We start from the raw sequence: 21,998 nt of genomic DNA on the forward strand, positions 1-21,998 counted from the left end.
GGTATGTAGAAATACGGGGCCATAGCTCAGCTGGGAGAGCGCCTGCCTTGCACGCAGGAGGTCAGCGGTTCGATCCCGCTTGGCTCCACCACTTACTGCTTCTGTTTGAAAGCTTAGAAATGAGCATTCCATTGATCCTGATGATCAGTGCATGAATGTTGATTTCTAGTCTTTGATTAGATCGTTCTTTAAAAATTTGGGTATGTGATAGAAAGAAATAGACCGGGCACCTCTTTCACTGGTGTGTGTCCGGGCTAAGGTAAAGTTTGTGAATGCAAACTTTCGGCGAATGTCGTCTTCACAGTATAACCAGATTGCTTGGGGTTATATGGTCAAGTGAAGAAGCGCATACGGTGGATGCCTTGGCAGTCAGAGGCGATGAAAGACGTGGTAGCCTGCGAAAAGCTTCGGGGAGTCGGCAAACAGACTGTGATCCGGAGATGTCTGAATGGGGGAACCCAGCCATCATAAGATGGTTATCTTGTACTGAATACATAGGTGCAAGAGGCGAACCAGGGGAACTGAAACATCTAAGTACCCTGAGGAAAAGAAATCAACCGAGATTCCCTTAGTAGTGGCGAGCGAACGGGGACCAGCCCTTAAGTTGTATTGAGATTAGCGGAACGTTCTGGAAAGGACGGCCATAGTGGGTGATAGCCCTGTACGCGAAAATCCCTTTGCAATGAAATCGAGTAGGACGGGGCACGAGAAACCTTGTCTGAATATGGGGGGACCATCCTCCAAGGCTAAATACTACTGACTGACCGATAGTGAACCAGTACCGTGAGGGAAAGGCGAAAAGAACCGCGGAGAGCGGAGTGAAATAGATCCTGAAACCGTATGCGTACAAGCAGTGGGAGCCCACTTTGTTGGGTGACTGCGTACCTTTTGTATAATGGGTCAGCGACTTATTTTCAGTGGCGAGCTTAACCGAATAGGGGAGGCGTAGCGAAAGCGAGTCTTAATAGGGCGTCTAGTCGCTGGGAATAGACCCGAAACCGGGCGATCTATCCATGGGCAGGTTGAAGGTTGGGTAACACTAACTGGAGGACCGAACCGACTACCGTTGAAAAGTTAGCGGATGACCTGTGGATCGGAGTGAAAGGCTAATCAAGCTCGGAGATAGCTGGTTCTCCTCGAAAGCTATTTAGGTAGCGCCTCATGTATCACTGTAGGGGGTAGAGCACTGTTTCGGCTAGGGGGTCATCCCGACTTACCAAACCGATGCAAACTCCGAATACCTACAAGTGCCGAGCATGGGAGACACACGGCGGGTGCTAACGTCCGTCGTGAAAAGGGAAACAACCCAGACCGTCAGCTAAGGTCCCAAAGTCATGGTTAAGTGGGAAACGATGTGGGAAGGCTTAGACAGCTAGGAGGTTGGCTTAGAAGCAGCCACCCTTTAAAGAAAGCGTAATAGCTCACTAGTCGAGTCGGCCTGCGCGGAAGATGTAACGGGGCTCAAACCATGCACCGAAGCTACGGGTATCATCTTATGATGATGCGGTAGAGGAGCGTTCTGTAAGCCTGTGAAGGTGAGTTGAGAAGCTTGCTGGAGGTATCAGAAGTGCGAATGCTGACATGAGTAACGACAATGGGTGTGAAAAACACCCACGCCGAAAGACCAAGGTTTCCTGCGCAACGTTAATCGACGCAGGGTTAGTCGGTCCCTAAGGCGAGGCTGAAAAGCGTAGTCGATGGAAAACAGGTTAATATTCCTGTACTTCTGGTTATTGCGATGGAGGGACGGAGAAGGCTAGGCCAGCCTGGCGTTGGTTGTCCAGGTTTAAGGTGGTAGGCTGAGATCTTAGGTAAATCCGGGATCTCAAGGCCGAGAGCTGATGACGAGTGTTCTTTAGAACACGAAGTGGTTGATGCCATGCTTCCAAGAAAAGCTTCTAAGCTTCAGGTAACCAGGAACCGTACCCCAAACCGACACAGGTGGTTGGGTAGAGAATACCAAGGCGCTTGAGAGAACTCGGGTGAAGGAACTAGGCAAAATGGCACCGTAACTTCGGGAGAAGGTGCGCCGGTGAGGGTGAAGCATTTACTGCGTAAGCCCACGCCGGTCGAAGATACCAGGCCGCTGCGACTGTTTATTAAAAACACAGCACTCTGCAAACACGAAAGTGGACGTATAGGGTGTGACGCCTGCCCGGTGCCGGAAGGTTAATTGATGGGGTTAGCGCAAGCGAAGCTCTTGATCGAAGCCCCGGTAAACGGCGGCCGTAACTATAACGGTCCTAAGGTAGCGAAATTCCTTGTCGGGTAAGTTCCGACCTGCACGAATGGCGTAACGATGGCGGCGCTGTCTCCACCCGAGACTCAGTGAAATTGAAATCGCTGTGAAGATGCAGTGTATCCGCGGCTAGACGGAAAGACCCCGTGAACCTTTACTATAGCTTTGCACTGGACTTTGAATTTGCTTGTGTAGGATAGGTGGGAGGCTTTGAAGCGTGGACGCCAGTCTGCGTGGAGCCAACCTTGAAATACCACCCTGGCAACTTTGAGGTTCTAACTCAGGTCCGTTATCCGGATCGAGGACAGTGTATGGTGGGTAGTTTGACTGGGGCGGTCTCCTCCTAAAGAGTAACGGAGGAGTACGAAGGTGCGCTCAGACCGGTCGGAAATCGGTCGTAGAGTATAAAGGCAAAAGCGCGCTTGACTGCGAGACAGACACGTCGAGCAGGTACGAAAGTAGGTCTTAGTGATCCGGTGGTTCTGTATGGAAGGGCCATCGCTCAACGGATAAAAGGTACTCCGGGGATAACAGGCTGATACCGCCCAAGAGTTCATATCGACGGCGGTGTTTGGCACCTCGATGTCGGCTCATCACATCCTGGGGCTGAAGCCGGTCCCAAGGGTATGGCTGTTCGCCATTTAAAGTGGTACGCGAGCTGGGTTTAGAACGTCGTGAGACAGTTCGGTCCCTATCTGCCGTGGACGTTTGAGATTTGAGAGGGGCTGCTCCTAGTACGAGAGGACCGGAGTGGACGAACCTCTGGTGTTCCGGTTGTCACGCCAGTGGCATTGCCGGGTAGCTATGTTCGGAAAAGATAACCGCTGAAAGCATCTAAGCGGGAAACTTGCCTCAAGATGAGATCTCACTGGAACCTTGAGTTCCCTAAAGGGCCGTCGAAGACTACGACGTTGATAGGTTGGGTGTGTAAGCGCTGTGAGGCGTTGAGCTAACCAATACTAATTGCCCGTGAGGCTTGACCATATAACACCCAAGCAATTTGAGTCGACTTCCTGACAGGAGCATCAGATTGCGGTGACTGTGAAGACGACACGAACCGAAAGTTTGCGTCACAAACGCACCGAGCTATCACATACCCGATTTGCTGAAGCGCGCCGCAAGGCACGACTCGGTACCCGAATTTCTTGACGACCATAGAACATTGGAACCACCTGATCCCATCCCGAACTCAGTAGTGAAACGATGTATCGCCGATGGTAGTGTGGGGTTTCCCCATGTGAGAGTAGGTCATCGTCAAGATTAAATTCCAAAAACCCTCATCGCTTACGCGTTGAGGGTTTTTGTTTGTCTGGCGCGTTAAAGTATTTTCGTACCGTGTAGATATAAAAAAACCACCTGGTCGAGGTGGTTTTTTATTTTCAGGGAGAATCAATCCCCGCGGTATTCGCACCCACTGGTGCAGGTCTCGTGAATACGAACGGCGGACAGCTCAGGCAGCAGGGGCTTCAGCTCATCCCAGATCCATTTCGCCAGGTTTTCGCTGGTTGGATTCTCAAGGCCCGGGATGTCATTCAGGTAATTATGATCAAGGCGTTCATACAGCGGTTTGAAAATAGCCTTGATTTCCGAAAAGTCGCGGATCCAGCCTGTGTGAGGATCAACCTTGCCTGCCAGATGTATGCCGACACGAAACGAATGGCCGTGCAGACGTCCACACTTGTGCCCCTCTGGTACGTGAGGGAGGCGGTGTGCTGACTCGAAGGTAAACTCTTTGAAAATTTCCACTGTGTATTGGCCCCGGAAAAATGGCGATCGCAGACGCGATAAATGCAGTCGACGAGTTTAACAGCAATGGCCTGAAACTCCATGCAGGGCTTGGGTGTGACGATTCTTTCAAGTGCGATTGATGGCACTCGGCCAGATTAATTCAGTTTGAGTTAAGTTGTACGGGGTAAGGTAATCGCCATAGAAGCATCGACCGCTATGGACACCTCCAGTAATGAAAACGCTGACAACCCTGCTGACGGCCCTGACAAGTGTTCTGACGTCTTGTGTCATCCAGGCGCGTGGTGTCGATCCGCAGGAGGTATTGCGCCTCAGTAATGCGGGCACTCTCCAGTCTGCTGAAAAGCTCGATGCTAACGCCCTCAGCAAGCACCCTGGTGCCAGCATTCTTGATACACAGTTCAAGAATATATACGGCAGGTACGTTTACAATGTCGAGCTGCGTGACAAGCACGATATTGAGTGGGTTCTAGAAATAGACGCCGCTACGGGCCAGGTCTACAGGAATCATCAGGATAACTAATGAATGTCGACAAGCGTCTCTGTGTCATCCTTGGTTTGAGTCTGACCTGCTCTTTTGTCTATGCCAGAGATCTGAACCAGGATGAAGCGCTCAGTCTGCGGCAGCGTGGGGTGATACTGCCTCTCGAACAGTTTATCGAGCGCGCGCTGGGTCTTCATCCCGGCGCTCGCCTGCTGGAGGCTGAGCTTGAGGAAAAAAATAACATGTACGTGTATGAATTCGAGTTGCTGACCCCGCAGGGTGTTGTCCGTGAGCTCAAGTTCGATGCGCGCGATAGCCGATTGCTGAAAGACGAGGATGATGACTGATGCGCCTGCTACTGGTTGAAGACCATGTTCCTCTCGCGGATGAGTTACTCGCTGCGCTGGGACGGCAAGGCTACGCAGTCGACTGGCTGGCTGACGGTCGTGACGCGGTTTATCAAGGCGCAACCGAGCCCTACGACCTCATTGTTCTGGATCTGGGCTTGCCCGGCATGCCCGGGCTTGAAGTTCTCCAGCAATGGCGCGGCAAGGGCCTGGCTACCCCCGTACTGATTCTGACGGCACGAGGTTCGTGGTCAGAGCGTATAGAAGGCTTGAAGGCGGGGGCTGACGATTACCTGACCAAACCTTTTCATCCTGAAGAACTACAGTTGCGTATTCAGGCCCTGTTGAGGCGTTCGCACGGGCTTGCCAACCAGCCAACCCTGGAGTCTGCCGGCCTTAATCTGGATGAAGGTCGCCAGAGTGTCAGCCGGGATGGCGTTGATATCCAGCTCACGTCTGCAGAGTTTCGTCTGCTGCGCTATTTCATGCTCCACCCTGGACAGATTCTCTCCAAAAGCCATCTCTCTGAGCACTTGTACGATGGCGAAAACGAGCGTGACTCCAATGTCATCGAGGTCCATGTCAATCACCTGAGGCGCAAACTAGGCCGCGCAGTGGTCGAGACACGCCGTGGCCAAGGCTATCTGTACGGCGGAGCCGGAGGTTGAAATCCATACAACGGCGTCTGAGCCTGGGTCTTATCGCCGTTATGGTCGTTGTCGGCCTGGTGATGGCGCAGACCAGTCTCTGGTTGTTTGAAGTGGGCCTGCAGCGCTATCTGGAGTCTGGCTTACGCAATGAGAGCGAGAACCTGCTGGTGGCGCTGGTGCGGGGTCCTGCCGGGCTGCAACTGGATGAACATCGTTTGTCGGGTGCTTATCAGCGTCCGCTGTCCGGCCACTATTTCCGCATGGACTTGCCGCATGGCCACTGGCGCTCCCGTTCTTTGTGGGATTTTGAGCTGCCTCAGCCTGGGGTGGGGTTGCACGCTAACCTTGAGCTCGGCAAGACCGGTCAATCGCTGTTGATGCTGACCAGCGAATACCGAAAGTTCGGCAAGCAGATTTCAATTACCGTCGCCCAGGATTACACGCCGGTCAGGGCGAGCTTTCGTCTCATGCAGCAGATCGGGCTCGGGCTCGGCCTCGCGGCGCTGATCCTGGTGCTGGTTTTGCAGCGCATCACTGTGCGCAGGGCGCTTCGTCCCCTGGAAACCGTTCGCGAACAGATCTTCCAGCTTCAGCAGGGTCAGCGTTCGCAACTGGACAATCAGGTTCCCCTTGAGCTTGAGCCCCTTGTGGCTCAGATCAACCACCTGCTTGCGCATACTGAAGACAGCCTGAAACGCTCACGCAATGCACTGGGCAATCTGGGGCACGCCTTGAAGACACCGCTTGCGGTATTGCTCAGCCTGGCCCTCAGTGGACAGCTGGACGGCAACCCGGCACTGCGCAAGACGTTGCAGGAGCAATTGGAAAATATCCGTCTGCGTCTGGAGCGTGAACTCAATCGGGCCCGTCTTTCCGGGGACGCGCTGCCCGGAGCCCGTTTCGACTGTGATGCTGAACTGCCCGGGTTGTTTTCCACGTTGGGCATGATTCATGGTGCTCACCTTCATTTGGTCAACGATGTCGAAGCAGGCATGCACCTGCCGTGGGACCGGGAGGATATCCTCGAATTGCTGGGCAACCTTCTGGATAACGCCTGCAAGTGGGCCGACAGTGAAGTGCGTCTGAGCATTTTCAGTCAGGCTCAGGGCTTCAGCCTGCTGGTGGACGATGACGGGCCCGGTATTCCGGAAGCGCAGCGCGCAGAGGTGTTCAGCCGTGGCGCTCGCCTTGACGAGCAGATTACCGGTCATGGCCTGGGCCTGGGGATTGTGCGCGATATCGTTGAGGCCTGGGGCGGCCAACTGCAGTTGCAGGAGAGCCCCGCTGGAGGGCTTCGCGTACGCATTGATCTTCCCGAGCGCACTGCTCCATAAGTTGCCAGCCCGCAACTCTCAGAGTGTTCATACAAAAAAATACGCCAGGTCTTAATGTCCGTCGGATGCCGCCGATAGCCTGACAGGTATCTCTGACTCATAAAAATAACCATAAGGCCACTCCTATGCGTCTCAGTCTGAAAGCCAAGGTTCTGTCGCTGGCAGTTCTGCCGGTTCTGATATTTGCGCTGGTGATCAGTGCTACCACGGTGTTCATGCTGCACCGACAGGCCGAGCGCGAGGTCAGTGATACGCGAGAGCGTTTGCTCTCTGAAGCCAAAGCAACGTTGCAGAACTACGTTGCGATCGCCATGACGGCCATCAAGCCGCTTTACGAGGCGGCAGCGCCGGGTGATGAAACTGCGCGCGCTAATGCGATCAAGCTGCTTTCCTCCATCAGTTATGGCAAGGATGGTTATATCTTTGGCTATGACTCTCAGGTAATCCGGATATTCCGTAGCAACAGTCCTGATGGCGTGGGCAAGAGTTTCAATGACGCCCGCGATGCGAACGGGGTCTACATCAACCGCGAACTGGTGGCGGTCGGCAAGGCGGGCACTCACTATGTGATGTACTCCTCGGCCCTGCCTGGCAAGACTGAACCTGTGCCCAAGATTGGCTACACGGATTATCTGCCGAAGTGGGATCTGATCATCGGTTCTGCCATCAATATAGACGGCATTGACGCTAAAGTTGCCGAAGTCAGGCAGAACGTCGAAGCGCGCCTGAAGGAAATGCTGTACAGCATTTTGGGTATCACCGTCCTGGTGCTGGTCATCATTGGCGTCATCGGGATATTGATGGCCGGCACTCTGCTACGTCCGCTCGGTTTGATGAAAAACAATCTGGATGACATCGCGGCGGGTGAAGGCGATCTGACTCGGCGTCTGGCCATTACCAGTAATGACGAGCTTGGTGATCTGGCGGGTTCGTTCAATCGGTTTGTCGACAAGATCCACGGTATGGTTCGTCAGGTCAGTGAAATGACCGGGCAACTCAATGGACTGGTCGGAGAAGTGTCATCCCAGGCACAGCGCTCGGAAACCGCCATGGACCGTCAGCGCCACGAAACAGATCAGGTGGCGACCGCAATCAATCAGATGTCGGCTGCGGCTCAAGAGGTCGCCAAGAGCGCGCAGGGTGCCTCCGTGGCTGCTCAGCAGACCGACGAGCAAGGGCGCGCCGCCAAGCGCGTTGTGGACGGCAGCATCAGACAGATTCATGCGCTGGTAGACGACATCCGCAAAAGTGGCTCGTCACTGGATGTTCTGCAAAAGGACGTTTCTTCGATCGTCAGCGTACTGGGCGTCATTCGCTCTATCGCCGAACAAACAAACCTGCTCGCACTCAATGCAGCCATCGAGGCCGCGAGGGCAGGGGAAGCAGGGCGTGGTTTTGCTGTGGTTGCCGACGAAGTTCGGGCGCTGGCCAGCCGCACCCAGCAAAGCACGCAGGAAATTCAAGGCATGATCGACCGTCTGCAGCAGGGCACTCAGGAGGCTGTTACGGCAATGCGCCGTTCCAGCGAAGCTGGCGACGGGACCTCTGCGCAAGCCAACGAAGCAGGAACATCGCTGGTGACCATAGGTGAGTTGATCGCGACGATCAATTCGATGAACGCGCAAATTGCCAGCGCAGCCGAAGAGCAAACGGCAGTTGCCGAAGAAATCAATCGCAGTGTTCATCAGATCGCAGGTGCAGTCGAAAGCGTCGCCGACGAAACCCGGCAAAGTGCACAGACCTCACGCAGCCTTGCCGAACTGGGCTCGCGCCTTGACAGTCTGGTCGGCCAGTTCCGTGTCTGATGCTTGCGTGGCAGGGGCGCTGATGTCCGCAACAGCCTGCGCCTGCCATCGCGGTCATATTGCCTTCATAGAAGATGGCACTCGTACGTTCAAGTGCTGACTAAGCTGTAGACCGGGCGCGAGGCGCGGTCTACTGACATGGACAGGACATGAACGAAACCACGTTGCAATATAAAACCCTCATCATGCTATTGGTGCTGGTCACCATTGCCTTCATATGGATTCTGCTGCCGTTTTACGGCGCAGTATTCTGGGCGGTCATTCTCGGGATCATCTTTGCGCCTGTGCAGCGCAGGTTGCAGATCAAGTTCAACTGGTCACGCAATCTTACCTCCCTGTGCACCCTGACCATCTGTCTGGTGATTGCGATTCTGCCGGTGATCGTCATCAGCGCCTTGCTGGTTCAGGAGGGCACCACGCTGTACAAGAATGTCGAGACCGGGCAACTGGATATCGCCGGTTATCTCGCCGAGTTCAAGGACCTGCTGCCGCATTCGATCCAGGCACTGCTCGACCGACTGGGCATGGGCGATCTTGAAGGATTGCGCGACAAGATCACCAAAGGGGCAATGCAGGGCAGTCAGTATCTGGCGACTCAAGCGTTCAGCTTCGGGCAGGGCACCTTCGATTTCGTGGTGAGCGTGTTCATCATGTTGTACCTGTTGTACTTCTTCCTGCGAGATGGGCAGGAGTTGGTACGCAAGATACGTACGGCCTTTCCGTTGGGCGAACAGCAGAAGCGTCGTCTGCAACTCAAGTTCACTCGAGTGGTGCGTGCCACGGTCAAGGGCAACGTCGTGGTCGCGGTAACGCAAGGTGCGCTGGGCGGTTTTATCTTCTGGGCGCTGGACATCCCGAGTGCGTTGCTGTGGGCGGTGATCATGGCCTTCCTGTCGCTGTTGCCCGCTGTGGGGGCGGGGATTGTCTGGGCGCCAGTGGCTGTCTACTTCCTGCTCAGTGGCATGATCTGGCAAGGTGTAGTGCTGGGGTTGTTCGGCGTTTTCGTGATCGGTCTGGTGGATAACGTGCTGCGTCCGATCCTGGTGGGCAAGGACACGAAAATGCCGGACTACCTGATCCTGATTTCCACGCTGGGCGGTATGTCGGTCTTTGGTCTGAACGGCTTTGTCATAGGGCCTCTGGTGGCCGCACTGTTCATCTCCAGCTGGGGGTTGTTCAGCGGTGCCAAGAAGCCCGTCAGGCTGCCAGGCTGACATACCGGTACGCATGGCCGATACAGACCCGCGAATGCCCCTGTCGTTATCAGGCAGGGGTATGCGCGGGTTATTCATTTATGTAACAGGCCTGGAACAGACTTCATTCAGAGCCCCTTGCGGCAATGACAGCCGACTCCATGAAGGCTGCCAGATCGGTATTGAAGCGCAATGCTTCTTCCAGAAATGGCGCGTGACCTGAATTTTCGTACACCTTCGATAGAATCCGCGCATTGAGTTGCCGGGCGCGTGCGATGCTGGGCTGAACGTTGACCAGCTCATCCTTGGCACCATACAGCATCAATACCGGCACCTTTGCTTTGGGCAAGCCTTTGGCCACATCGATAGTCATTGCAGGTGTGGCACGGGTCATCGTCCACGATGCCATCGCAGCATTCGACAAAAGCCGTTCGAAAGTCGGTGCATCTGGCTGTGTGTGGAAGCACAGTCCGAGAAAAGTGCGTACTGCATCAAGGTGTGTCTTCAGGTCCTCTGAACTCAGGCCGGCATATACATGAGGATGGGCTGTAATCAGAGCAGCATTAAGCTCAATGACACCATCAACATACACAACGCCGCCGATCTTCGCGTCACCATAGGCGGCGAGGTAGTTAGACATGACCACGCCCCCCAATGACCAGCCGACCAATACTGGACGCTTGCTGTTCGTGGCTTCAAGTACCGCTGCCAGATCGTCCGCGTAACGACGCCCGTTACGGTACGCCTCGGTATTAGCGGGCTTGTCGGAAAGCCCGTGACCGCGCAGGTCATAGGTAATCATTCGATAACGCTGCAGCTGCGGACTAACGATCTGCTTTTCCCAATTGAGGCGGCTGCCCAGCAAACCGTGAATGAAAATCAGGGCTTGCCCGTTCGGATCGCCTGATTCCTGCACAGCGAGTTCGACGCCGTCAGGGGCTGTGACGGTGTAGTGTTTGTCTACTGCCAGGGCCAGTGACGATAGTCCGGTCAGCAGCGCAGCAAGCAAGGTATTGCGCAGCAGGTGAACGAAGCGAATGTGATTCATGAGGCTATTTCCACGCGGCAGAAGTGATGGGCGCACTGTAGGTCGATGACGTAGGACGGTCTATGACGTAAGATCCTGATAAATTGATTGATCGTCCTGAACTCGAAGTGGCCTCTCTCCATGCAAGCCCCGTCAAATGACCCCATCAGCGAGCTGCTGCTCGGTATGCGTCTTTTCGGCGTTCAATTCCGCAGGCTGGAAGTTGTGCCGCCTCTGGGTGTTGGCTTCACTAACGCAATCGGACGAGCACAGTTTCATTTCGTCGGACGTGGGCCTGTCTGGCTACGCAGCGCTGAGAACGTTCTATACAAACTCGATACCGGAGACGCGGTTCTTATTCCGCGCGGTGGGCACCACGCTATGTTGACGACCGAAAACACGTCTGCAAGCGATGTACAGCGGTTTGATCCGTCTACCGGCATCAGCGATGGCGTTCAAGATCGGGCAGATGCCGGGGAGGGCGGAGCTGTTGATCAGGCGATTATCTTCAGCTGTTGCATGGAGTTGGAGCTGGGCGGCATGCAGCCGCTTGTTGCCGCCATGCCGGATGTCATGCAGGTCAGCACTCTGCTGGAGACGTGTCCCGAGCTGCGGCCCATGCTCGAGGCAATGGAGCGTGAAGCCTTGATGCTACAGGCTGGGCACGCAGGCATTCTGGCACGTCTTGCTGAAGTCGTGGCCGCGCTGCTGGTGCGTGGCTGGGTTGCAGGCGGCTGTGGGAATGCCACGGGCTGGCTCGGTGCTTTGCAAGACCCTCGGCTGAGTCGAGCCATCGTTATGATGCACCAGCATCCAGGCAGACGCTGGACGGTAGCTACGCTTGCCCATGAGGCCAGGCATTCTCGATCAGTGTTCGCACAGCGCTTTCTCGAAGCAACGGGTAAGCCGCCATTGCAGTACCTGACGGAGCTGAGAATGCGCCTGGCATTGCACAGCCTGAGCCGCGAGCAGCATTCGGTGGAGGCCGTTGCCAATCAGCTGGGGTACGGTTCATTGGCGGCCTTCAGTCGCGCATTCAAAAGAACGGTGGGCATATCGCCAGGCGCTGTGCGGGCCGCGAAAAGCGTCGACGGGTAACCATTTCAGCTGTTTCCGAAGGCAAAAAAAACCCTGCTCGATAGCAGGGTTTCTTGTTTGCAGATGATCAGCCTGCCACGTGCAGACCGGCATTGACCACCAGATCCAGCAGCGGTTGCGGGTACACGCCCAGCACGAAGGTCAGGATCGCGACGGCCAGCAGCATAACGCCGCCAGTGCGCTGCGCCCAGTTGATCGCTGCATCGTGGCGTGGAAGCTTGTTGTCGACCAGATACATGGTGACCATCACTCTCAGGTAATAGAACACGCCAATGGCGCTACCGATCACCAGTGCTCCGATAAGCCACCACAGTTGCGACTCGACACCGGTGGCAATGATGTAGAACTTGCCGATGAAGCCTGCGGTAAGCGGGATACCTGCCAGCGACAGCATCATCAGGGTCATGACTGCCGTCAGGTAAGGGCGACGCCAGAACAGACCGCGGTATTCGAACATCGCGTCGGCATCACGTCCGCTGTAAGGCGAAGACATCATGGTGATCACGCCGAAGCTGCCCAACGAGGTCAGGACGTAAGTTGCCAGATAGACACCAATCGCCTCGACCGCCATGCCTTTGCTGGCCACCAGCGCAATCATCAGGTAACCGAAGTGGGCGATGGAGGAGTAGCCCAGCAGACGCTTGAGGTTGGTCTGAGTCAGCGCCAGCAGGTTACCGACCAGAATCGACGCTACGGCAATGACTGCCAGCACGTCATGCAGTACGCCACTGCTGGCTGCCGGTGAAATCTGGAACAGACGCACCAGTACCGCAAATACCGCCACCTTGCTGGCGGTTGCCAGGAAGGCCGCGACCGGCGCAGGGGCGCCTTCGTAAACGTCCGGTGTCCACAGGTGGAAAGGCACCAGCGACAGCTTGAAGGCCAGGCCGACGACCATCATGCCCAGACCCAGGCTGGCAATCGGGCTTGGCATCCCTGTCGCGGCAATGGCTTTGCCAATACCCTCGAAGCTCAGCGAGCCAGCTTCTGCGTACAGCAGCGCCATGCCGAACAGCAGGAACGCTGAACCTGCGGCCGATAGCACCATGTACTTGATGCCGCCTTCCAGCGAGCGCTTGTTGAAGAAGGCATACGCCACCAGACCGTAGACCGGCACCGAGAGCAGCTCCAGACCAATGAACAGCCCGGCCAGGTGTTGAGCGCTGACCAGCACCAGACCACCGGCAGCTGCCAGCAGGACCAGCAGGTAAAGCTCTTCACGGTTGCCCGGATACCCAGCCTTGCCGTCACCCAGATAGGCGTGTGCCATGGTCACACAGGCCAGGGTAGAGGCAAGGATGATCGCCATGTACAGGCAGGCAAAGTTATCGATGTGCAGCAGTGGTGTCACGACCAGTGGGGCAACTTTCAGTGCCGGATAGATCGACAGCAGGGCCAGGTTGAGACCTGCTACCGAAAGCAGGAAAGTTTGCGAGTGATTGCGGCGCCATGCGATTGCCAGCATCACCACTACAACGGTGAGGCTGGTGATCAGCAGTGGCGCAAGCGCAATAAAGTGTTGAATCGTCAGGTCCATAGCGCTCTTACCGGGCCGAAGCGAGTTGAGTGAAGGCAGTGCCTAGCCATTGCTGCACGCCGTGCATGGTCGCTGCCGATGTGTCGAGGAACGGCTGCGGGAAAACCCCGAGCACGACCAGCAACACGGCAAGGCCCAGCACCATGATCATTTCACGTCCGTCCATGCCCTTCAGAACCTCGTCGGACTTCGACGGGCCGAAATAGGCGCGGTGGATCATGATCAGCGAGTAGACAGAGCCGAACACCAGGCCGGACGTGGCAATTGCAGTGATCCATGGCGAACTGGCGAAGCTGCCCAGCAGAATCAGGAACTCACCCACGAAGTTGCCCGTGCCCGGCAGACCCAGAGAGGCGGCAGCAAAGAACAGGCTGATGGCCGGGATGTAGGCGATACGCGACCACAGACCGCCCATCTCGCGCATGTCACGAGTGTGCAGGCGCTCGTACAACTGGCCACTGAGGATGAACAGTGCCGCAGCCGACAGGCCATGGGCAATCATCTGGATCAGTACGCCTTGCAGCGCTTGCTGGCTGCCGGAGTAGATGCCGATCAGTACAAAGCCCATGTGCGAGACGCTTGAGAACGCGATCAGGCGCTTGATATCGGTCTGGGCAAACGCCAGGAATGCGCCGTAGAAGATACCGACCAGGCCCAGCGTCATTGCAATCGGTGCGAACTCGGCCGATGCGTTGGGGAACAGTGGCAGGGCGAAACGCAACAGGCCGTATGCAGCGGTCTTCAGCAGGATACCTGCCAGGTCGACAGAACCGGCAGTCGGTGCCTGGGCATGCGCATCCGGCAGCCAGGAGTGCAACGGAACCACTGGCAGCTTCACGGCAAAGGCAATAAAGAAGCCCAGCATCAGGATGTATTCGGTCCCCGGTGCCAGTTTGGTCTTCAGCAGGTCAGCGTAGGCAAAGGTGATCACGCCTGTCTGATTGAAGTGCACCAGCACCAGACCCAGGATCGCCACCAGCATGATCAGGCCGCTGGCCTGAGTGAAGATGAAGAACTTGGTTGCGGCGTAGATACGAGTCTTCTTGCCGTCCGAAGAGCTGTGACCCCAGAGCGCGATGAGGAAATACATCGGCACCAGCATCATTTCCCAGAAGAAGAAGAACATGAACAGGTCGATGGCCAGGAACACGCCGACCACGCCGCCCAGAATCCACATCAGGTTCAGGTGGAAGAAGCCTACCTTGCGCTGGATTTCCTTCCACGAGCACAGTACCGACAACACGCCGAGCAGGCCGGTCAGCAGGATCATCAGCAGAGACAGGCCATCGAGTGCCAGATGCACGTCGATGCCGAAGCGGGTGATCCACGGGTGGTGAAATTCCAGGGCCCAGGTCGGGTCGGCGCCAGGCACCGGCGCATAGCCGAAATTGCCGGTAGCCCACAGCCAGAGGCCGAGAACCAGTTCGAGGGTCATTGTCAGCAGCGCGATCCAGCGCGGCAGGGTAGAGCCGAAGCGCTCACCCAGCCAGCACAGCAGGCCGCCGATAAAGGGGATCAGGATTAGCCAGGGCAGAATCATGACGGGCTCAATTCCTTTCGCAAATTCGCAAGGTTCATATCAGATCGCAACCAGAACGACGGCACCGAGTACCAGAACGGCACCCACGGCGATCGAGGCAGCATACCAACGCAACTGGCCGGTCTCGGTGCGGCTCATGGTGTCATGACCGCCTTTGACCAGACGTGGGATCAAGCCGATGGTGCGGTCGAACGGATCACTACGCAGTACATGGCTGATTGCCAGATACGGCTTGACGAACAGCTTGTCGTAGATCCAGTCGAAGCCCCATGCCGCGAACCACCAGGCCGAGAGGAAACGGCCCGGAGCGCTGTTGGCGATAGCCGTCGCCAGGCGGCGCTTGCCGAGAAACAGCAGCGCTGCCAGCAGGATACCGGCCAGGGCGATGGCGCCAGAGGCGATTTCCAGACTGTGTTTGGCTTCGCCACCGGCGTGGCCAACGCTCTGCGGCAGGACACCGGCCAGTGGCGGAGTGATCAGCGCGCCGATGAACGTCGACAGCACAATCAGTACCGACAGCGGCAACCAGTGAGCAATACCGTGACCTGCGTGTGCTTCGGTCTTGGCTTCGCCGTGGAACGCGATGAAGATCAGACGGAAGGTGTACAGCGACGTCATGAACGCGCCCACCAGACCGGCATATAACAGGCCATTGTTACCGCTGGCGAACGCTTCCCAGAGAATTTCGTCCTTGGAGTAGAAGCCTGCCGTCAACAGCGGCAGGGCAGCCAGTGCTGCACCGCCGACGATGAAGCTGGCATAGGCCAATGGCAATTTCTTCCACAGGCCGCCCATCTTGAAGATGTTCTGCTCGTGATGGCAGGCAACGATCACCGCACCGGAAGCCAGGAACAGCAGCGCCTTGAAGAAGGCGTGTGTCATCAGGTGGAAAATCGCGCCTTCCCATGCGCCTACGCCCAATGCCAGGAACATGTAACCGATCTGGCTCATGGTCGAGTAGGCGAGGATACGCTTGATGTCGGTCTGCACCAGTGCGGCGAAACCCGCCAGAACCAGCGTCACGCCGCCGACAATGCCGACCAGATGCAGTATGTCCGGTGCCAGTGCGAACAGGCCGTGAGTCCGCGCGATCAGGTAGACGCCCGCGGTAACCATGGTTGCTGCGTGGATCAGTGCCGAAACCGGTGTAGGACCGGCCATCGCATCTGCCAGCCAGGTTTGCAGTGGCAGTTGTGCCGATTTACCGACAGCACCGCCCAGCAGCATCAACGTTGCCAGCACGATCCAGAAATCGCCGACTTTGAAGTGCTCCGGTGCTTTGACCAGCAACTCCTGCACATTGAGCGTACCCAATTGCTGAAACAGGATGAAAAGGCCGATGGCCATGAACACGTCGCCGATACGCGTAACGATAAACGCCTTGAGTGCTGCGTTGCCGTTGTTACGGTTGCTGTAATAGAAACCGATCAACAGGTAGCTGCACAGGCCCACACCTTCCCAACCGAAGTAGAGGAACAGCAGGTTGTCGCCCAGAACAAGGAACAACATGCTGGCAATGAACAGGTTGGTGTAGGAGAAGAAGCGCGAGTAGCCCGCTTCACCGCGCATGTACCAGGACGCAAACAGGTGAATCAGGAAACCGACGCCAACCACTACGCCCAGCATCGTGACGGACAGACCGTCCAGATACAGCGCGAAGTTGGGCTGGAAGCCATCAACGTCCATCCAGCGCCACAGCACCTGGGTGTAGTGACCACCTTCCGGTGGTGCAACGTTGAACTGCCAGATGACCCAGGCCGTGACAATGGCTGACAGGCCGATAGAGCCGACGCCAATCAGCGCCGCGAGGTTTTCCGAGATGCGTCCGCGAGAGAACGACAGCAACAGAAAGCCGATGAGGGGGAATACGAAAGTCAGAAAGAGAAGATTCATCCGCGCATCTCGCTGGCAGCATCGATATCGAGAGTGTGGAAGCGGCGATACAGTTGCATAAGGATCGCCAGGCCGATACTGGCCTCGGCTGCCGCAAGGCTGATCACCAGGATGAACATGACCTGCCCATCCGGTTGCGCCCAACGACTGCCGGCAACTACGAACGCCAGTGCAGAGGCGTTCATCATGATTTCCAGACTCATCAAAACGAAGAGAATGTTACGGCGCACCATCAGGCCGACCAGACCCAGGCAGAACAGGACCCCGGCGACCGCCAGACCGTGCTCAAGAGGGATAGCATTCATTGGCTTGGCTCCTTGGCCTCGTTGCGGCCCAGATGGAATGCCGTGACGGCTGCAGCAAGCAGCAGCATCGAGGCGAGTTCCACCACCAGCAGATAAGGCCCGAACAGGCTGATGCCGACCGCCTTGGCGTCGACTGTGGTGTGACCGATTGCAGCGCCGGTTGGATTGGCGAACAGTACGTACAGTAACTCGGCCAGCAACAGCGTGCCGAGAATCACCGGACCAATCCAGATGCCGGGTTTGAGCCATGCACGCTCTTGCTGAACCGAGGCTGGGCCGAGGTTCAGCATCATCACCACAAACACGAACAGGACCATGATCGCGCCCGCATAGGCAATGACTTCCAGCACACCGGCAAACGGCGCACCGAGGCTGAAAAAAGTCATGGCCACAGCGATCAGCGAGATGATCAGGTAGAGCAGGGCATGCACCGGATTCGTGTTGGTGATCACCCGCAGGGTGGACACAACAGCGATACCGGATGCGAAGTAGAAAGCGAATTCCATCTTTACTTCCTTAAGGCAGCAAGCTCTTGACGTTGATCGGCTCGGCTTCATTCTGTGCGGAGCCCTTGGGCTTGCCGCCGATGGCCATACCGGCAACGCGATAGAAGTTGTAGTCAGGGTTCTTGCCGGGACCGGAGATCAGCAGATCTTCCTTCTCGTACACCAGATCCTGACGCTTGAAGTCGGCCATCTCGAAGTCCGGTGTAAGCTGGATTGCGGTAGTCGGACACGCTTCTTCACACAGGCCGCAGAAAATGCAGCGCGAGAAGTTGATACGGAAAAAGTCCGGGTACCAGCGTCCGTCTTCTGTCTCGGCCTTCTGCAGAGAAATACAGCCGACCGGGCATGCCACTGCACACAGGTTGCAGGCTACACAGCGCTCTTCGCCGTCAGGGTCGCGGGTCAGAACGATACGGCCGCGGTAGCGGGGCGGCAGATATACCTGTTCTTCGGGATATTGCAGGGTGTCGCGTTTGCGGAAGCCGTGGCCGAAGACCATGACCAGGCTGCGCAACTGGGTACCTGTACCCTTAACGATGTCACCAATATATTTGAACATGGGTCAAATCCTCACTGAACCGAGCCTGCCGGTGTGTTCAACAACACAATCGCAGCAGTCACCAGCAAATTGATCAGGGTCAGCGGCAGACAGAACTTCCAGCTGAAATCCATGACCTGGTCATAACGCGGGCGCGGGATGGAAGCGCGCAGCAGAATGAACAGCATGATGAAGAACGCGGTTTTCAAGGTGAACCAGAAGAATGCCAGCGATGGCAGAATGTCGAACGGGCCGTGCCAGCCACCGAAGAACAGCGTGACCAGCAGTGCCGAGATCAAAATGATCCCGATGTATTCGCCCACGAAGAACATGCCCCATTTCATGCCGGCATATTCAATGTGGTAGCCGTCAGCCAGTTCCTGCTCGGCTTCCGGTTGGTCGAACGGGTGGCGGTGAGTGACCGCAACACCCGCGATGAAGAACGTACAGAAGCCGAAGAACTGCGGAATGATGAACCACAGGTTCTGCGCCTGATATTCAACGATGTCGCGCATGTTGAACGAGCCGACCTGAACCACGATGCCCATCAGCGCGAGGCCCATGAACACTTCGTAGGATACGGTTTGTGCCGAAGCTCGCAGGCTGCCCAGCAGGGCGAATTTGTTATTGCTCGACCAGCCGGCGAACAGCACCGCATACACCGACAGACCCGCCATGGCGAAGAAGAACAGCAGACCGATGTTCAGGTCCGCCACGCCCCAGGTCGGGGTGATCGGGATGACCGCAAAGGCGATCAGCAGGGCGCTCATGGCAACCACCGGCGCCAGGGTGAAGATCACCTTGTCGGCGAACGGTGGGGTCCAGTCTTCCTTGAAGAACATCTTCAGCATGTCGGCTGCGATCTGGAACATGCCGAACGGACCCACACGGTTCGGACCATAACGGTCCTGCCACCAGCCCAGCAGACGACGTTCGATGAAGCTCAGCAGGGCACCACAAACCACGACCGCCAGCAACACCACGATGGCCTTGACCACTGCAATGATTGCGTCGATCACATCAGGGGTAAACCAGGTCATTGCGCTGCCTCCTGCAGACCGTCAACGGATTTGCCGAAGAGTGCTGGCGGAATGCCAGGCAGTCCTGCCGGCAATGCCACAAGGCCCGCGCCCAGTTCTTCGTTGATGCGCAACGGCAAGGTCAGCAATTCACCGCCAACGCTCAAGGAGAGCAGGGCACCATCGTTGACACCCAGGCGATCGGCTTCGGATTTGGCCAGCGCTACATAAGCCTGCGGGATACGTTCCTGAACCGGAGCGGCCAGAGACGAAGTTTCATCGCTGCCGAACAGATGAAAGAACGGCACGACCTGCCAGGTGCCGCGCTCTGGAGAGAACGCACGTGGCACGCTGGAGAACCACGACAGACCATCGCCCTGGCTTTCGATCAGGCGAGTGCCCGGGTCGCCGGCGCGCAAGTGACCGCCGACTTCGTCCTGGAATTTGTTCCAGGCCTGCGGCGAGTTCCAACCCGGAGACCAGGCGAACGGCACTTGCTGACGAGGTTCGGCGGAACCTGAATAACCTTCCATGGAGAAGGAGAACGCTGTATCGATGTCTTGCGAGGTGCGCGGCTCATGCACGCTGATGTTGGCGCGCATCGCCGTGCGACCACTGTAGCGCAGTGGTTCACGAGCCAGTTTAAGGCCCTTGATCCGGAACGAGGCAGACGGCGCAGCGTTGACGATACCCGCCAGTTGCGGGGTGCTGCTGGCGCAGGCTTCGGTGACGTGATCGAGTTGCGTCCAGTCGACCGGCTTGTTCAACAAGGTGGCGCGCAGGGCATGCAGCCAGCGCCAGCCCTCGTGAACCAGAATGCTGGCATCCAGGTAGGTCGGATCGAACACCTGGAAGAAGCGCTGGGCGCGGCCTTCCTGGCTGACCAGCGTGCCGTCGCCTTCCGCGAAGCTGGCAGCTGGCAAGACCAGATGCGCACGATCACTGGTCGGGGTTTTCTGGTGGTCGGCGACGATCACGACTTTCGCAGCGCTCAGCGAAGCGTCGACGATTTTGGCGTCTACACGGCGATACAGATCGTTTTCCAGTACCACAATGGCGTCGGCCTGACCGGAAATCACTGCTTGCAGGGCGGCATCGACAGAATCGCCACCAAACATCGCCAGACCCATGCTGTTGGCTTCCGGCACGATCAGGCTGATGGAGCCTTGCTTGTCACGCAGCTTCAAGGCCTTGGCAATGTTTGCCGCCGCCTCGATCAGCGCTGTCGAACCCAGCGAGCTGCCGGAAATGATCAGCGGACGTTTGGCCGCGAGCAGGGCATCGGCAATACGTTGCGCCAGTTCCAGCGCCTCGCTGTCCAGACCTTCTACGGCCGGGGCGCTGGCGTCCAGTGCATGTGCAACGGCGAAACCGATGCGAGCCAGGTCGTCAGGTGCAGCGTGCACGCATTCTTCTGCGATATCGTCGAGCCTGGTTTCAGCCAGGCTGGCGATGAACAGCGGATTGAGCTCGTGCTGGCCGATGTTCTTCACGGCCGCGTCGAGCCACGGCTGGACTTTCATCGCCGCAGCCATGTCTTCAGCCTTGCCTTTGACGGCTTGGCGCAAGCCCAGGGCCATACGTGCCGCCGTCTGGGTCAGGTCCTCGCCGAGGACGAAGATGGCATCGTGATCTTCGATGTCACGCAGGGTCGGGATCGGCAGCGGGCTGTCATTCAGCACCTTGAGGATCAGGCGCACACGCTCCAGCTCGCCGGCTTCGATGCCGCTGTAGAAATGCTCGGCTCCGACCAGCTCGCGCAGTGCGTAGTTGCTTTCGAGGCTGGCGCGAGGTGAGCCAATACCAACGATGTTGCGGCCGCGCAACAGATCCGCTGCCTTGTCCAGTGCTTCGTCAAGGCTCAGTTTGACCTGGCCTTCAGCGAGCAGTGGCTGACGTGGACGGTCTGTGCGGTTGACGTAGCCATAGCCGAAACGGCCGCGGTCGCAGAGAAAGTACTGGTTGACCGAGCCGTTGTAGCGGTTTTCGATGCGGCGCAATTCACCGTAGCGCTCACCCGGGCTAATGTTGCAGCCGCTGGAGCAACCGTGGCAGATGCTTGGCGAGAACTGCATGTCCCACTTGCGGTTGTAGCGCTCGGAGTGGGTTTTGTCGGTGAACACACCGGTCGGACAGACCTCGGTGAGGTTGCCGGAGAACTCGCTTTCCAGCGTGCCGTCTTCAACGCGACCGAAGTAAACATTGTCGTGAGCGCCGTAAACGCCCAGGTCAGTGCCGCCTGCGTAGTCTTTATAGAAGCGTACGCACCGATAACAGGCGATGCAGCGGTTCATCTCATGCGCGATGAACGGCCCCAGCTCCTGATTCTGGTGAGTACGCTTGGTGAAGCGATAACGGCGCTCGTTGTGGCCGGTCATCACTGTCATGTCCTGCAGGTGGCAGTGACCGCCTTCTTCGCAGACCGGGCAGTCATGCGGGTGGTTGGTCATCAGCCATTCGACAACACTGGCCCGGAAGGCCTTGGACTCTTCATCTTCGATGGAGATCCAGGTGTTGTCGGTGGCTGGCGTCATGCAGGACATGACGATACGACCACGGGTGTCGTTCTCGTCGGTGTACTGCTTGACCGCGCACTGGCGACAGGCGCCAACGCTGCCAAGGGCGGGGTGCCAGCAGAAATAAGGGATATCGAGGCCCAGCGACAGACATGCCTGTAACAGGTTGTCTGCACCATCGACTTCGAGCGCTTTGCCGTCTACGTGAATAGTAGCCATGG

At 57.1% G+C, this 21,998-nt stretch carries 17 protein-coding genes, 1 tRNA gene, 2 rRNA genes and 1 pseudogene; 11 read left to right on the forward strand and 10 right to left on the reverse strand.

Annotation, left to right across the window (positions count from 1 at the left end):
- Nucleotides 1–15 precede the first annotated feature (15 nt).
- The 3 genes from RYC18_RS08975 to rrf all read left to right on the forward strand — a co-directional run bounded on the left by RYC18_RS08975 (nucleotide 16) and on the right by rrf (nucleotide 3,499).
- A tRNA-Ala gene (locus tag RYC18_RS08975) sits at nucleotides 16–91 on the forward strand.
- A gap of 239 nt (nucleotides 92–330) precedes the next feature.
- Nucleotides 331–3,223 (forward strand): 23S ribosomal RNA (locus RYC18_RS08980).
- A 160-nt stretch (nucleotides 3,224–3,383) separates the two neighbouring features.
- Nucleotides 3,384–3,499: ribosomal RNA gene (rrf, locus tag RYC18_RS08985) — 5S ribosomal RNA — on the forward strand.
- A gap of 129 nt (nucleotides 3,500–3,628) precedes the next feature.
- Here the strand turns inward: rrf and queD are convergent.
- Entirely contained in the window at nucleotides 3,629–3,985 is a 357-nt protein-coding gene (queD, locus tag RYC18_RS08990; RefSeq protein ID WP_002554029.1) for a 6-carboxytetrahydropterin synthase QueD, read from the reverse strand.
- Between the two features lie 214 nt (nucleotides 3,986–4,199).
- Here queD and RYC18_RS08995 point away from each other — a divergent pair, with 214 nt between their 5' ends.
- The 7 genes and pseudogenes from RYC18_RS08995 (at nucleotide 4,200) to RYC18_RS09020 (ending at nucleotide 9,819) form a co-directional block, all read left to right on the forward strand.
- A complete protein-coding gene (locus RYC18_RS08995) occupies nucleotides 4,200–4,508 on the forward strand; it encodes a PepSY domain-containing protein (protein ID WP_316885355.1) in 309 nt (102 codons plus the stop codon).
- Complete coding sequence (locus tag RYC18_RS09000) at nucleotides 4,508–4,816, forward strand: PepSY domain-containing protein (protein WP_002554027.1); 309 nt, start codon at nucleotides 4,508–4,510, stop codon at nucleotides 4,814–4,816. Before RYC18_RS08995 ends, RYC18_RS09000 begins: the two co-directional genes overlap by 1 nt.
- The gene (locus RYC18_RS09005) at nucleotides 4,816–5,484 is read left to right on the forward strand and encodes a response regulator transcription factor (RefSeq protein WP_004659446.1); all 669 of its coding nucleotides are present in this window, start codon (nucleotides 4,816–4,818) and stop codon (nucleotides 5,482–5,484) included. The genes RYC18_RS09000 and RYC18_RS09005 overlap by 1 nt, the downstream gene beginning before the upstream one ends.
- Nucleotides 5,481–6,800 carry a sensor histidine kinase gene (locus RYC18_RS09010; RefSeq protein WP_004659449.1) on the forward strand — a complete coding sequence of 440 codons (1,320 nt, stop codon included), beginning with the start codon at nucleotides 5,481–5,483 and terminating at the stop codon, nucleotides 6,798–6,800. Before RYC18_RS09005 ends, RYC18_RS09010 begins: the two co-directional genes overlap by 4 nt.
- A 215-nt stretch (nucleotides 6,801–7,015) precedes the next feature.
- A pseudogene (locus tag RYC18_RS26390) lies at nucleotides 7,016–7,747 on the forward strand (cache domain-containing protein); the annotation flags it as partial.
- A 102-nt stretch (nucleotides 7,748–7,849) separates the two neighbouring features.
- Nucleotides 7,850–8,605 (forward strand): methyl-accepting chemotaxis protein, encoded by a 756-nt coding sequence (locus RYC18_RS26395; protein ID WP_371911622.1) that lies wholly within the window; start codon nucleotides 7,850–7,852, stop codon nucleotides 8,603–8,605.
- A gap of 149 nt (nucleotides 8,606–8,754) precedes the next feature.
- Nucleotides 8,755–9,819 (forward strand): AI-2E family transporter, encoded by a 1,065-nt coding sequence (locus tag RYC18_RS09020; protein ID WP_004659453.1) that lies wholly within the window; start codon nucleotides 8,755–8,757, stop codon nucleotides 9,817–9,819.
- 103 nt (nucleotides 9,820–9,922) lie between these two features.
- Here the strand turns inward: RYC18_RS09020 and RYC18_RS09025 are convergent, their stop codons facing one another.
- Entirely contained in the window at nucleotides 9,923–10,846 is a 924-nt protein-coding gene (locus RYC18_RS09025; protein WP_316885364.1) for an alpha/beta hydrolase, read from the reverse strand.
- Nucleotides 10,847–10,966: 120 nt separating this feature from the next.
- Here RYC18_RS09025 and RYC18_RS09030 point away from each other — a divergent pair, with 120 nt between their 5' ends.
- The gene (locus RYC18_RS09030; RefSeq protein ID WP_316885366.1) at nucleotides 10,967–11,923 is read left to right on the forward strand and encodes an AraC family transcriptional regulator; all 957 of its coding nucleotides are present in this window, start codon (nucleotides 10,967–10,969) and stop codon (nucleotides 11,921–11,923) included.
- Between the two features lie 67 nt (nucleotides 11,924–11,990).
- Here RYC18_RS09030 and nuoN read toward each other — a convergent pair whose 3' ends face one another.
- The 8 genes from nuoN to nuoG are packed head-to-tail and all read right to left on the reverse strand — an operon-like array spanning nucleotide 11,991 to nucleotide 21,996.
- Nucleotides 11,991–13,460: an NADH-quinone oxidoreductase subunit NuoN gene (gene nuoN / locus RYC18_RS09035; RefSeq protein WP_316885368.1), complete on the reverse strand. Its 1,470-nt coding sequence runs from the start codon at nucleotides 13,458–13,460 to the stop codon at nucleotides 11,991–11,993.
- Between the two features lie 7 nt (nucleotides 13,461–13,467).
- Nucleotides 13,468–15,000, reverse strand: coding sequence for an NADH-quinone oxidoreductase subunit M (gene nuoM / locus RYC18_RS09040; protein WP_004665700.1), 1,533 nt, complete (start codon nucleotides 14,998–15,000; stop codon nucleotides 13,468–13,470).
- A 39-nt stretch (nucleotides 15,001–15,039) separates the two neighbouring features.
- The gene (nuoL, locus tag RYC18_RS09045; protein ID WP_004665699.1) at nucleotides 15,040–16,893 is read right to left on the reverse strand and encodes an NADH-quinone oxidoreductase subunit L; all 1,854 of its coding nucleotides are present in this window, start codon (nucleotides 16,891–16,893) and stop codon (nucleotides 15,040–15,042) included.
- Nucleotides 16,890–17,198 (reverse strand): NADH-quinone oxidoreductase subunit NuoK, encoded by a 309-nt coding sequence (nuoK, locus tag RYC18_RS09050; RefSeq protein ID WP_002554020.1) that lies wholly within the window; start codon nucleotides 17,196–17,198, stop codon nucleotides 16,890–16,892. Before nuoK ends, nuoL begins: the two co-directional genes overlap by 4 nt.
- Nucleotides 17,195–17,704, reverse strand: a complete 510-nt coding sequence (gene nuoJ / locus RYC18_RS09055) for an NADH-quinone oxidoreductase subunit J (protein ID WP_004659468.1) — start codon at nucleotides 17,702–17,704, stop codon at nucleotides 17,195–17,197. The genes nuoK and nuoJ overlap by 4 nt, the downstream gene beginning before the upstream one ends.
- Nucleotides 17,705–17,714: 10 nt before the next feature.
- Nucleotides 17,715–18,263: an NADH-quinone oxidoreductase subunit NuoI gene (gene nuoI, locus RYC18_RS09060; protein WP_002554018.1), complete on the reverse strand. Its 549-nt coding sequence runs from the start codon at nucleotides 18,261–18,263 to the stop codon at nucleotides 17,715–17,717.
- A gap of 11 nt (nucleotides 18,264–18,274) precedes the next feature.
- Nucleotides 18,275–19,282 carry an NADH-quinone oxidoreductase subunit NuoH gene (gene nuoH / locus RYC18_RS09065; protein ID WP_316885378.1) on the reverse strand — a complete coding sequence of 336 codons (1,008 nt, stop codon included), beginning with the start codon at nucleotides 19,280–19,282 and terminating at the stop codon, nucleotides 18,275–18,277.
- A complete protein-coding gene (nuoG, locus tag RYC18_RS09070) occupies nucleotides 19,279–21,996 on the reverse strand; it encodes an NADH-quinone oxidoreductase subunit NuoG (protein ID WP_316885380.1) in 2,718 nt (905 codons plus the stop codon). The genes nuoH and nuoG overlap by 4 nt, the downstream gene beginning before the upstream one ends.
- Nucleotides 21,997–21,998 lie beyond the last annotated feature (2 nt).

This window comes from Pseudomonas syringae group sp. 247E2, from assembly GCF_032587795.1.
GTDB classification, from domain to species: domain Bacteria; phylum Pseudomonadota; class Gammaproteobacteria; order Pseudomonadales; family Pseudomonadaceae; genus Aquipseudomonas; species Aquipseudomonas amygdali.